This window comes from Salinibacterium sp. VpJ6 (assembly GCF_059767345.1).
On the sequence record NZ_JBSOQL010000001.1, the window covers coordinates 1703659 to 1716784 of the forward strand.

10 protein-coding genes are annotated in these 13126 nt (G+C 62.0%); 9 read left to right on the forward strand and 1 reads right to left on the reverse strand.

What is annotated here, in order from left to right; all coding sequences use genetic code 11:
- The first annotated feature begins 31 nt into the window (after positions 1-31).
- The 7 genes from ACWTV1_RS08425 (at position 32) to ACWTV1_RS08455 (ending at position 7712) form a co-directional block, all read left to right on the forward strand.
- A complete protein-coding gene (locus ACWTV1_RS08425) occupies positions 32-940 on the forward strand; it encodes an endonuclease/exonuclease/phosphatase family protein (protein WP_498504896.1) in 909 nt (302 codons plus the stop codon).
- Between the two features lie 67 nt (positions 941-1007).
- Positions 1008-1556 (forward strand): thioesterase family protein, encoded by a 549-nt coding sequence (locus ACWTV1_RS08430; RefSeq protein WP_498504897.1) that lies wholly within the window; start codon positions 1008-1010, stop codon positions 1554-1556.
- A gap of 256 nt (positions 1557-1812) precedes the next feature.
- Positions 1813-3126, forward strand: coding sequence for an ABC transporter substrate-binding protein (locus ACWTV1_RS08435; RefSeq protein ID WP_498504898.1), 1314 nt, complete (start codon positions 1813-1815; stop codon positions 3124-3126).
- Between the two features lie 72 nt (positions 3127-3198).
- Positions 3199-4320 carry a carbohydrate ABC transporter permease gene (locus tag ACWTV1_RS08440; RefSeq protein WP_498504899.1) on the forward strand — a complete coding sequence of 374 codons (1122 nt, stop codon included), beginning with the start codon at positions 3199-3201 and terminating at the stop codon, positions 4318-4320.
- The gene (locus ACWTV1_RS08445) at positions 4317-5228 is read left to right on the forward strand and encodes a carbohydrate ABC transporter permease (RefSeq protein WP_100387692.1); all 912 of its coding nucleotides are present in this window, start codon (positions 4317-4319) and stop codon (positions 5226-5228) included. Before ACWTV1_RS08440 ends, ACWTV1_RS08445 begins: the two co-directional genes overlap by 4 nt.
- Positions 5228-6652, forward strand: a complete 1425-nt coding sequence (locus ACWTV1_RS08450) for a GH1 family beta-glucosidase (RefSeq protein WP_498504900.1) — start codon at positions 5228-5230, stop codon at positions 6650-6652. Before ACWTV1_RS08445 ends, ACWTV1_RS08450 begins: the two co-directional genes overlap by 1 nt.
- A gap of 67 nt (positions 6653-6719) precedes the next feature.
- Positions 6720-7712, forward strand: a complete 993-nt coding sequence (locus ACWTV1_RS08455; protein WP_498505050.1) for a LacI family DNA-binding transcriptional regulator — start codon at positions 6720-6722, stop codon at positions 7710-7712.
- A gap of 3 nt (positions 7713-7715) precedes the next feature.
- On the opposite strand, the gene ACWTV1_RS08460 is transcribed toward ACWTV1_RS08455, so the two are convergent.
- On the reverse strand, positions 7716-8609 hold the full coding sequence (locus ACWTV1_RS08460) for a LysR substrate-binding domain-containing protein (RefSeq protein ID WP_100387690.1): 894 nt from the start codon (positions 8607-8609) through the stop codon (positions 7716-7718).
- Between the two features lie 127 nt (positions 8610-8736).
- Here ACWTV1_RS08460 and ACWTV1_RS08465 point away from each other — a divergent pair, with 127 nt between their 5' ends.
- Complete coding sequence (locus ACWTV1_RS08465) at positions 8737-12207, forward strand: bifunctional proline dehydrogenase/L-glutamate gamma-semialdehyde dehydrogenase (RefSeq protein WP_498504901.1); 3471 nt, start codon at positions 8737-8739, stop codon at positions 12205-12207.
- Between the two features lie 90 nt (positions 12208-12297).
- A complete protein-coding gene (locus tag ACWTV1_RS08470; RefSeq protein ID WP_498504902.1) occupies positions 12298-13110 on the forward strand; it encodes an aldo/keto reductase in 813 nt (270 codons plus the stop codon).
- Positions 13111-13126: the final 16 nt, after the last annotated feature.

Here is a 13126-nt window from a genome sequence, read left to right on the forward strand (position 1 = left end):
ATCGCCGCACACCACCCCTTAGGGTGTAGCAATGACGGGAATCACCGCCCCACGGTCAAAGCATTTTTCTGCGCTCGCCCCGGAGCGTGAGCCGCAACTGGCGTTCCCTGCGCACGGCAGTTCACTGATTGGCCCGGTCGATGCGCCCGGGCTTCACGTGATGAGCTACAACATCCGCCGACGTCTGCCCAAGCTGCTGCCGCGCAATCCTGACCTGTGGCAACACCGCCAGCCACTGATGGAGCGTTTGCTCGCGGCCGAACAGCCGGCGCTCATCGGGGTGCAAGAAGCTCTCTTCACGCAGAAAGGGTTCGTACTTCGGGCGCTGGGGGAGCACTATCGTGCACTCGGGCATGGTCGCGAGAAGAATACGGGCGGCGAAGGCTGCCCCATCTTTTACGACTCTCGCCGGCTAGAGATGGTGGAGTGGCGACAGTCCGCGCTCTCCGATACTCCGACGGTCGCCGGGTCGGTGTCGTGGGGCAATCGCACCCCGCGCGTTGTCGTCGAGGCGACCTTTCGAGACCTCGCCACCGGCATCCACTTTCAGGCCGTGAACACGCACCTCGACCATCGCTCGCGCACCTCACGTCTTCGCTCTGCCGACGCGTTGCGAAACATCGTGCAGGCCACACCGCATCCGACCATCATGACGGGCGATTTCAACACCGATGCTGACACTCATCCTTATGCCGAGCTCACAGGTAATGGGCTGCTGCTCGACACCTGGAACACGGCAGAAGAACGCCTCACTCAGGTGTGGGGCACGTTCCCCAATTACGGCCCACCCAAACGCAATCGCAAGCGAATCGACTGGATTCTGGCAACGCCCGGAGTCATCGCAGAGAGTGTTGGAATCAACGTCACGCGCTACGAAGGCGGCTGGCCATCGGATCACGCCCCCGTGCAAGCCGTGGTGCGGTTTGCCGGGGCCTCGTAGTTCAATTCGCTAGAGCATCCCTACAAACGATTCACGGACGCGACCACGATTCACCTAATCTGAGCGAGTGAATCTGATCTTCCGCACTATCCTTCATCGCTTCCTCAGCACGCGTCGATCGGGCCTCGGCATCACCGATATGGGGAGCATGACGATGCGTGTGCTGCCTACCGACGTTGACCTGCTGCGTCACATGAACAACGGTCGCTACTTCTCCATCATGGATATCGGTCGCATGGACCTTCTCATTCGCGCGGGCGGCTGGCAGAAGTTGCGGGCTAAAGGCTTTTACCCCGTCATGGCTAACGAGACCATCAGCTTTCGCAAGTCGCTCGACCTGTGGAAGAAGTTCCAACTTGAGAGCCGCGTTGTTGGCTACGACGAGAAGGCCGTTTTCGTCGAGCAACGTTTCGTTGTCGACGGCCAGATTTACGCCCAGGCCATGACCCGTGCGCGTTTTCTCAAGAGCTCCGGCGGCACTGTGCCCGTCGCCGAGCTTCTTGAAACCATCGGATGGGATGCTGCCGCGCCCGTCATGCCCGACTGGGTTCAAGAGTGGGCCGACCATGTTGCGCTGCCCGTCAGTCGCGCCGAAGCGCCCAGCACCTGGGAGTAAGCGCCTCCAGTTTTTCTCAACAACCCCCGCACTGAGCCGCACAGGCGGCCAGAACGCCGGGGTTGCTGCGGTTTTCGAGCGCCGCGAAAACGGTAAGCGCTTGCGGTGAAGGTCACAATTCAGAATTTGTGAGAGCGCTCTCTTGACTTTCGAGAGAGCGCTCTCATAGGATCAGTCTGCAATCGTGAGAGCGCTCTCATTCCTGATGGGGGACCTCTTTCGGACACCAACATCCCTCATTCACAAGGAAGTGACCGTGAAATCTCTACGACGCACCAAGATGGTTGCAGCCGTCGCAGGCGCAGCATCCATTGCCCTTCTCGCCACCGGTTGCTCGGCAACTGACGGTGGAGGCAGCGATGGCGACATCACCCTCACCGTGACCACCTTCGGCACGATGGGCCTCGACGAGCTGTACGCAGCATACGAAGCCGAGAACCCCAACATCACCATCAAGGCAACGAACATCGACACCGGTGGAAACGCGTTGACCGACTGGAAGACCAAGCAGGCAGCAGGCGCCGGTCTCGCCGACGTTCAGGCCGTTGAAGAAGGATGGCTCGGCCAGGTCATGCAGGTCTCGGATACTTTCCATGACCTTCGCGACTACGGCGCCGATGACATCAAGGATCGCTGGGTCGACTGGAAGCTCGCTCAGGGCACCGACGCTGACGGCCACATCATCGGTTACGGAACCGACATCGGACCGGAAGGCCTCTGCTACAACGGAGACCTCCTCGAAGCCGCTGGCATGCCCTCCGACCGCGACGCCGTAGCCGAGCTCTTTGGTGGCGACAGCGCAACGTGGGATGACTTCTTCCAGGTTGGCAAGGACTACAACGCAGCAACCGGCAAGGCTTTCTATGACCACTCTGGATTCGTCTGGAACGCCATGGTCAACCAGCTTGACGAGGGCTACTACACCGCAGATGGAGAGCTCGACATCGAAGGCAACGCCGACCTCAAGTCGCAGTGGGACAAGCTCGCCGATGGCGCAGCATCCGGTCTCTCGGCTCAGCAGAGCGCCTGGGACTGGGGCGGGGGAAAGGCCTTCGTTGATGGCTCCTTCGCAACGTTCATGTGCCCCGGCTGGATGCTTGGAGTCGTCAAGGGACAGGTTGAAGCAGCAGGCGGAGACGCCAGCAGCGGCTGGGACTTCGCAGATGTCTTCCCCGGTGGAGCTGCTAACTGGGGCGGCGCATTCCTGACCGTTCCGACCCAGTCGGAGCACCCGGAAGAGGCAGCAAAGCTCGCCGCGTACCTCACCTCGGCCGAGTCCGAAGTTGCCGCCTTCCAGGCTGCAGGAACCTTCCCGAGCGTTATCGCTGCACAGACTGACGACGGTGTAACCGGCGGCAGCGAGCTCAGCACGTTCTTCAACGACGCCCCCATCGGCACGATCCTCGGATCGCGTGCGGAGGGTGTCAAGGCTCAGTTCAAGGGCCCGAACGACGCCGTTGTTCAGGAGCAGGTCTTCGGTCCTGCCACCAAGGAACTCGACTCGGGCGTTGACGGTGACACGGCGTGGAACAACGCGCTTGAGGTTCTGAAGAACCTCGACCTCAACTAACCACCTAGAAACATCTGAGGCCCCCGGCGTCCCCTCTGCCGGGGGCCTCATTTCTTGAAAGCGACTTTCTCCATGACGACCATGACGAGCCCTCCCCGACCAGATACTGGTCCGGCGAAGAAACGCTCTGAGCCCAACAAGGCCAAGCTCACCAGACGGCAGCGTCTTAGTCGTCTCGATGTGAAAGCATCCCCCTACCTCTACATCGCCCCCTTCTTTGTGCTCTTCGCACTCATCGGGCTCTTCCCGCTTATCTACACTTTCGTTGTTTCGCTCAACGACTGGGACATCCTCAGCGGCCCCGGCGAATGGATCGGCCTCGACAACTACGTCGCCGAACTGAACGACCCCTACTTCTGGAACTCGCTCTTCAACACGATGAGCATCTTCCTGCTGAGCGCCATCCCGCAGCTCGTTGCCGCCGTTTTCATCGCGGCAGTGCTCGACCAGAACCTGCGCGCGAAGACGTTCTGGCGCATGAGCATCCTCATCCCGTACATCGTTACCCCGGTAGCGGTTGCGATCATCTTCTCGAGTGCTTTCGGCGAGAAGTACGGCCTCATCAACAACATCCTGACCTCGTTCAACCTTGAGCCCGTGATGTGGAAGAGCGAAGTGTTCGCAAGCCACTTCGCGATTGCGTCGATGGTCAACTGGCGCTGGACCGGCTACAACGCCCTCATCCTTCTCGCCGCTATGCAGGCCGTTCCCCGAGACATTTACGAATCGGCAGCCCTGGACGGAGCGGGCGCTGTGCGTCGCTTCTTCTCGATGACGTTGCCGAGCATCCGCCCCACCATGATCTTCGTGATCATTACCGCCACCATCGGTGGCCTGCAGATCTTCACAGAGCCGAAGCTCTTCAACCCGACCAGTGCGAACCTGGGTGGCGCCCACCGCGAATACCAAACCACGGTGCTCTACCTGTGGGACATGGCGTTCAACCGCGGCGACTTCGGTAAGGCCTCTGCCATCGCGTGGCTGCTGTTCATCATCATCGTGGGCATCGGCCTGCTGAACTTTGCGATCTCTCGCAAGATCGCCTCGACCGAAGTGAAAGTCATCTCCAAGCGCCGAGCGAAGAAACTTGCGCGATACCGCACCACCACCGCAGCCAGCGCCACCACCGCAGCCAGCGCCAGCACCACCGGCGCACCGGCGGCCACCGTCGTAGATGAGGAGAAGAGCTCATGAGCACCACGAGCCCCCCGCGTGCCCCCGAGAAAGTGACGGATGCGCGCACGCAAGCCAAGGAGAACCGCCGCGGTCGTGGCCGTGCCCGTGGTCTGGCCGAGCGCCCCGGCTTCTTCGTTTACGGAATCCTGCTCGCCCTCTTCCTCGGCGGCTCGTACCCACTCTGGTGGTCGTATGTCGTCGGCTCGAGCGATAACACCGCCATCACCGAAACCTGGCCGCCGCTGCTGCCGGGTGGTCGGTTCTGGATCAACGTCAGCGAAGTGCTTTCGACGGTTCCGTTCTGGCAGTCGCTGCTCAACAGCATTATCGTGTCGACGATTATCACCACCTCGGTCGTGTTCTTCTCGACGCTCGCCGGCTACGCCTTCGCCAAGCTGCGCTTCAAGGGCCGCGAAGGGCTCATGATCTTTGTGATCGCGACGCTCGCCGTTCCCACCCAGCTGGGCATCATCCCGCAGTTCATGCTCATGAAAGAGCTCGGCTGGACAGGCACCCTCGGTGCCGTCGTCGTGCCGACGCTGGTCACCGCCTTTGGGGTGTTCTTCATGCGGCAATACTTGGTGGATGTCATTCCCGACGAGCTGATTGAAGCGGCCCGTGTCGACGGGGCGAACATGTTCCGCACCTTCTGGAATGTCGGCATCCCGGCAGCGCGCCCAGCCATGGCGATCCTTGGTCTCTTCACGTTCATGACCGCGTGGACCGACTACCTGTGGCCGCTGCTTGTTGCGCCGCAGAACCCCACCTTGCAAGTCGCGCTCAGTCAACTGCAGAGCGCTAAATACGTCGACTACTCAGTCGTTCTTTCGGGCGCAGTACTGGCAACACTGCCACTGCTGATCGTCTTCATTCTCGCGGGACGTCAACTCGTCTCGGGCATCATGGCAGGAGCAGTAAAAGGCTAATGAATTCACTCAGCACCACCACCTGGCCAAAGGGCTTCCTATGGGGTTCCGCTACCGCGGCTGCCCAAATTGAGGGAGCAGCTCACGAGGGCGGCAAGGAAGACTCGATCTGGGATCACTACGCTCGCCAGCCTCTCGCCGTCGCCAACGGTGACACCCCCGAAGTTGCGGTTGACCACTACCACCGCATGACCGACGACGTTCAGCTCATGAAAGAGCTGGGCCTCGACTCGTACCGCTTTTCCACGAGCTGGGCACGCGTCGTTCCCGGAGACCGCACCCCGAACGCCGAAGGGCTCGACTTCTACAGCCGTCTTGTTGACTCGCTGCTCGAGGCCGGCATCCTGCCGTGGCTCACTCTCTACCACTGGGATCTGCCGCAGGCTCTTCAGGAGAAGGGCGGATGGGCTAACCGCGAAACCGCGTACCGTTTCGCCGATTACGCCGAGGCCGTCTATTCGGTGTTGGGCGATCGCGTCAGCCACTGGACTACCTTCAACGAGCCGCTCTGCTCGTCACTCATCGGGTACATCGCGGGCGAGCACGCTCCCGGTCTCACCGACCCGAACCAAGGTCTCGCGGCGTTGCACCACCAGCACCTCGCGCACGGCTTGGCAGCGAACCGCTTGCGCGAGCTCGCTACCGAGCAGGGCCGCGAGATCGAGCTCGGCATCACGCTGAACCTCACGAACGCTGTTCCGAATGACCCGAGCGATCCCGTTGATCTAGACGCCGCTCGCCGCATCGATGGCATCTGGAACCGCATGTTCCTTGAGCCACTCGTGCTGGGCGCCTACCCGGCCGATGTGATCGAAGACATGCGCGACTACGACTTCGAGCAGTACGTCCGCCCCGGAGATTTGGACATCATCTCGGCGCCCATCGATTTCTTGGGCGTCAATCACTATCACGACGACAATGTGAGCGGTCATCCCTCTCCCGCTGATGCAGCACCCGGACTTCGACCCACCACTAAGCCCGGTCGCTCCATGTTCGTCGGTAGTGAGTTTGTGACGATGCCCCCGCGTGACCTCCCTCGCACCGCGATGGATTGGGAAGTCAACCCGAGCGGTTTGCACCACCTCCTTGTTCGTCTCGGAAAGGAATACCCCACGCTGCCGCCGCTGTACGTCACCGAGAACGGTGCCTCGTATGACGACACTCGCGAGGGCAACTCCATCAACGACCCGAAGCGTGCCAGCTACATTGCGCAACACATTCAGGCGGTGGCGGATGCCATTGCTGACGGTGCCGATGTGCGCGGGTACTTCGTGTGGTCGCTGCTCGATAATTTTGAGTGGGCTTGGGGTTACAACAAGCGTTTCGGCATCGTGTACGTCGATTACGAGACGCAGGAACGCATCCCGAAGCAGAGCGCCAAGGAGTACGCCGCGCTCATCGCGGCCACGAAAGCCGCGGTCTGATCGCTACTCTTAGAGAAACGATTAGGTAGAGAGCGAGCTCGTGGCTGAAAAATTGCGCAGCGGTTCGATGCCGACACTAGAGATGGTGGCGGCAGAGGCGGGCGTTTCGCGCGCCACCGTTTCGCGCGTGGTCAATCAGTCGCCCAAGGTGAGTCCGGATGTTGCGGCAGTCGTTCAAGCCGCGATTGAGCACCTGAACTATGTGCCTAATCGCGCTGCCCGTTCGCTCGTGAGCCGCCGCACGCAAGCCATCGCGATGGTGGTTCCGGAATCGGCAGCCAAGGTCTTCGACGACCCCTTCTTCGCTGCGGTTGTGCAGGGCGTTGCGCAGTATCTCGAAGACACCGATTACACCCTCAACATGATCATCGAGTCGGGTTCGGCCTCGCACAAAACCCGCCGTTACCTCCTCGGTGGCAACGTGGATGGCGCGCTCGTGGTCTCGCACCACACCGGCGATCACTCCTACTCCGAGCTCAGCCGCACCCTTCCCGTCGTGTTCGGTGGGCGCCCGCTCAGCGACGTCGACGGCGACAACTACTACGTGGATGTCGACAACTTCACGGGAGCCTGCTCTGCCGTTGAGCATTTGGTGGCATCCGGTCGCACGCGTCTCGCCACGATCGCGGGACCGCAGGACATGCCTCCGGGTGTCGATCGCCTGTCGGCTTTTCACACCACGCTGTCGAAACACGGGCTCACGAGCGACCTCGTGGAGACCGGCGACTTCTCGCCGCCCTCGGGCGCTGAGGCAATGCGCCGCCTCCTTGCGCGCGGCGAACCCATCGATGGCATCTTCGCCGCCAACGACCAGATGGCGATTGGCGCGTACTCGGCCATCCGTGAAGCTGGCTTGTCGGTGCCGGGAGACATTGCTGTGGTCGGCTTCGACGATGACAACTACGGGAGCACCGCGACTCCGCCGCTCACGACTGTGCGCCAGCCCTCCATCGAAATGGGCCGCTGCATGGCCGAAAAGATCGTGGCGCTGATCGAAAACCGCGCGGTCGAGACGGTGACGACACTGAATACTGAGCTCGTCATCCGCGATTCGGCGTAGCGGCTACTCGGGAGCGAACGACTGCACGACCTGTTCGAGCACCTCGCGGCAGGCGATGATCGACGGCCGGCTCACGCTCGACTCTCGTACTGAGGTGAAAACCGAACGTCGCGGCAGGCCCGGCATTGGCCGCAGTTCGACGGTGGGGGTGCGGCTGCCCCACACGAGCCCTGGCAAGATCGCGGTGGCGTGACCTGATTCAACCAGGCGGATGTGCGCCTGTAGGTCGGCGGTTTCGAAGCGTACGTCGGGCTCGATGCCCGCGCGCCGGCACTGCTGTTCTGCCCAGTGGCGGGAGGCGGTGCCGCGAGGTTCCATCACCCATGAGCTGCCGGCGGCTTCGGCGAGGGTGGTGATGCCGCTGGCGATGGGAACGGCAAGAGAGAGTTCGTCGGCGTAGAGCGGGATCATGTCGAGGTCGGGATGCCGCGGCGCGGCGTGACCCGGGTACTGTTCGGCAATCACGAGGTCGAACTCGCGGGTCCAAGTTTCGAAGAGGGCGCTTTCGGGCTCGCGCTGCGTCATCTTGATGCGTAGTTGAGGGTAGTCCCGGGCGATAACGCTGAGCGCTTGGGGGATGATGCCGAGCGCGGCCGATTGGAAGACGGCGAGACGAACGGTTCCTCGTACCTCGGTTAGGGAGGAATGAATCTCTGCTTCCATCAGTTCGAGGCGTTCGAGAAGGGCGACGGTGTGCTCCACGAGCAGTTCGGCTTCGGGCGTCAGTTGCACCCGGCGACCCGCTTTGACGAGCAGCGGAACCCGCGCTTCTTCCTCAAGAAGGGCCAGTTGTTGAGACACGGCGGAGGGGGTGTAGCTGAGTGCGCTGGCGACGGCAGCGATGGTGCCGCGAAGCTTGAGTTCTCGCAAAAGTCGCAGCCTGCGAACGTCGAGCATTTCTCCTCCAATAGTTAACTTATTCTAAGTGATATCGTGCGAATTCCGTCGCTTTTGCTAAAGGCCTTTCAGGCCGCACACTGAGAGTTCCAGCCCAACCCCCGTTCGGAGGCCTATTCTCGTGAGCATGTCAACGACTGCCGACAACCTCAGTGCTTCACACCAGCACATCGCGGATCAAACGATCAGTACCGTGCGCCGGTGGCTGGCCGAAAGTGAAGAGATTCCCGCCGATGCGAGTGCCACGCGCCTCGCAGGCGTGCTGAAGGATCCGAACGGTCTCGAGTTCACGCTCGGGTTCATCGACACGGTCGTGCGCCCCGAAGACGTGCGCGTTGCCGGTCGCAACCTCGAGCGCCTCACTCACATCATCCCGGCGTTCCTGCCGTGGTACCTCCGCTTCGCGATCATGGTCGGTGGCGGCTTCGCGCCACTGCTGCCGTGGATCATCGTTCCGATCGCACGCCGCGTACTTCGCCAGATGGTCGGCCACCTCATCATCGATGCCACCCCCGCGAAGCTCGACAAGGCCCTCGTGCACTTGCGTCGCGAAGGCGTGAACCTCAACCTCAACCTCCTCGGTGAAGCTGTTCTCGGTGACGACGAGGCCGACAACCGCCTCGCCGGAACTCGTGCGCTCTTGAACCGGGATGACGTTGACTACGTCTCCATCAAGGTGTCGTCGGTCGTGTCCCAACTTTCCATGTGGGCCTTCGACGAGACCGTCGACCGTGTTGTCGACCGCCTCACGCCGCTCTACCTGCTCGCGCTGCGCTCGCCGAAGAAGAAGTTCATCAACCTCGACATGGAAGAGTTCAAAGACCTCGACCTCACGATCGCGGTCTTCGAGAAGCTTCTCGACCAGCCAGAACTGCTCGAACTTGAAGCTGGCATCGTGCTTCAGGCCTACCTGCCAGATGCCCTCACTGCGCTTCAAGAGCTGACCCGTTGGTCGACCGCGCGTCGCGCTCGCGGCGGCGCCGGTATCAAGGTGCGCGTTGTTAAGGGCGCCAACCTCGCGATGGAACACGTTGACGCAGTGACCCACCACTGGCCAATGGCTACCTGGGGAACCAAGCAAGACAGCGACACTCACTACAAGCGCGTGCTCGACTGGGCATTCACTCCCGAGCACATCGATGCTGTTCGCATTGGTGTTGCCGGCCACAACCTGTTCGACATCGCTTTCGCTTGGCACCTCGCTCAAGAGCGCGGCGTCACCGAGGGCATCGAGTTCGAAATGCTGCTCGGAATGGCTACGGGCCAGGCCGAAGCGGTGCGAAAGGATGTCGGCAGCCTGCTGCTGTACACGCCCGTCGTTCAGCCGACCGAGTTCGACTCGGCCATCAGCTACCTCGTGCGTCGCCTCGAGGAGAACGCCAGCACCGAGAACTTCATGTCTGGGCTGTTCGAACTCTCCAGCAACGAACACATTTTCGTGCGCGAGCAAGACCGTTTCTTGGCATCGCTCGCGAACCTCGATGTGCCGGCTCAGACCACCAACCGTGTTCAGGACCGCTCCACGCCTGCTGCGATAATCGGCGACCGCCCGTTCAACAACGTCGCCGACACTGACCCCGCCATTGGCGAGAACCGCACGTGGGGTCGCGCTATCTTGGCCCGCAGCGGAGAGTCGCAGCTCGGTGTCGAGACTGTCACCGCTGGTGCCGTCAGCACCACCGAACAGATGAAGAGCATCCTCGAATCCACCACGGCTGCCGGACGCCGCTGGGGTGCGATGCCCGCTGGTGAGCGTGCCGCAATCCTGCACCGTGCCGGTGACGCTCTCGAGAACTCGCGTGCCCGCCTCATCGAGGTCATGGCCAACGAGGCTGGCAAAACCATTGCTGAAGGTGACGTTGAAGTCAGCGAGGCAATCGACTTTGCCCACTACTACGCAGAGCGCTCGCTTGACCTCGAAAAGATCGAAGACGCCACCTTCGTGCCGTCAGGGCTTATCGTCGTTACCCCGCCGTGGAACTTCCCGGTCGCCATTCCGGCCGGTAGCGTGCTTTCCGCTCTCGCCTCCGGCAGCGGCGTCATCATCAAGCCTGCGAAGCTTTCGCAGCGCAGCGCCGCAGTGATGATTGAGGCGCTCTGGGAGGCCGGAGTGCCCCGCGACGTGCTCACGTTCGTTGACCTGAAGGACCGTGAACTCGGTCGCGTCATGATCGCTGACCCCGCTGTTGACCGCGTAATCCTGACCGGTGCGTGGGAGACGGCAGCGATGTTCCGTTCCTGGCGCAACGACCTGCCGATTCTCGCGGAGACCAGCGGCAAGAACGCGATCATCGTGACCCCGAGCGCAGACCTCGACCTCGCGGTTGCTGACGTCACCAAGAGCGCCTTTGGTCACGCTGGGCAGAAGTGCTCGGCTGCATCCCTTGTGATTCTGGTCGGTTCCGTTGGTAAGAGCGAACGCTTCGAACGCCAACTTATTGACTCGGTGCGCACGCTGCGCGTTGGCCTCCCGCAGGACCCGCTCACCACCATGGGCCCGATCGTTGAGCCCGCTCAGGGCAAGCTGCTCGGCGCACTCACCACGCTCGCTCCCGGTGAGAGCTGGCTCGTGAAGCCACGTCAGCTCGATGACGAGGGCAAGCAGTGGACCCCCGGCGTTCGCACCGGCGTTGTTCCCGGCAGCGAGTTCCACATGACCGAATACTTTGGTCCGGTGCTTGGCATCATGCGCGCCAAGAACCTCACCGAGGCGATCGAGATGCAGAACGCCGTGGACTACGGTCTGACTGCGGGCATCCACTCGCTTGATCCCACCGAGGTAGCGCGTTGGCTTGACGAAGTTCAGGCCGGCAACGCCTACGTCAACCGTGGAATCACGGGCGCCATTGTTCGTCGACAGCCCTTCGGCGGGTGGAAGCGTTCGGCCGTTGGCTGCCACGCCAAGGCTGGTGGACCCAATTACCTGATGACACTTGGACAGTGGAAGGCCGTCGAGCAGCCCGCTGCTCGAGACATTCAGGTTCGCGGTCTCAGCGACCAGGTATCTGCGGTTATCAAGAAGGCGCAGTCGGGCATGGAGTTCGACGAGTTCGACCGTGTACGTCGTGCCGCCGAAAGCGACCAGCGCGCGTGGGAGACAGAGTTTGGCGTTAGCCGCGACGTCTCCAACCTCGGCGTCGAGCGCAACGTCTTCCGTTACCGTCCGGTGCCCGTCACCGTTCGCCTCTCCGAAGGCGAACCGATGGGACACCTTGTACGGATGATCGCCGGTGCCGCGCGCATTGGTGCGACAATTCACATCAGCTCCGCCATCCCGCTGCCGTCGTTGCTCACCGAATCGTTCGAGTCGGCAAACACGGGAGTCTCGGTCGGAGAGGTTCTTGTGGAGTCGGATGCTCGCTGGAACGAGCGTGCGGCCCAGGGTGGGTTGAAGACCAGCCGGGTTCGCCTCATCGGCGGTTCCGCTGTCGATCTCGCTGAAGCCGTTGAGGGTAACCCCGACGTCGCTGTGTGGTCGGGAGAAGTCACGACCTCCGGTCGCGTCGAACTGCTGATCTTCGTGCAGGAGCAGTCGCTCTCGATCACGGCCCACCGTTTCGGAAACCCCGACCCGGCGATGGCTGCCCTCGAGGTCTAAGGGCTTTCAATAACCAGCTCACGATGGTGCGCGGGGATTCGCTTCAGCGAGTCCTCGCGCACTGTCATATCCGTCGCTTAGCCTAAGAAGATGATCCCTTCGATTGCGCTCAACGACGGCAACAGCATCCCCCAACTCGGTCTCGGCACGTGGCCGCTCGGCGATGCTGAAGTCGCTGTTGTTGTGCCGACCGCCATCGAGCTCGGGTACCGCCACATCGACACGGCAGCCAAGTACGGCAACGAAGCGGGCGTGGGCGAGGGCATCCGGCGCAGCGGTATTGATCGCGATGAACTGTTCGTCACGACCAAGCTTGATGGGCAATACCAGGGTGACGACCGCGCAATCGAGGGCTTGCGGGGCAGCCTCGAACGCCTCGATCTCGAGTTCGTTGACCTGCTGCTGATTCACTGGCCGCTGCCTGACCGCGGCGATTTTCTCTCGACCTGGCGCACCTTCGAGAAGCTTCAGGCCGAGGGCTTCACTCGCTCCATCGGTGTTTCCAACTTCAAGCCAGCCCACCTCGATGTGCTGCTGGATGCTGGCGCCACCGTTCCGGCCGTCAATCAGGTCGACCTCTCGCCGACCAACGCTCGCCTCGCGGAGCGGGCGTACCACGACTCCCGCGGAATCGTCACGGAAGCGTGGAGCCCCATCAAAGACATCCTCGACCAGCCGGTGCTGCTCGAGATTGCGGAAAAGCACGAGCGTTCGGCCGCTCAGGTCGCGTTGCGCTGGCACCTGCAAAACGGCATCGTCGCGATCCCGAAGTCGGCCAACCCCGAGAGGCTGGCCGACAACATTGCGATCTTCGACTTCGAACTCGACTCGCGCGACCTCGAAGCTATCGCGGCGATCGACGTGCCGGGGTCAGGCGCTGACTCCGACCAGATCGGTCACTAGCGAGCTAGCTAGCGAG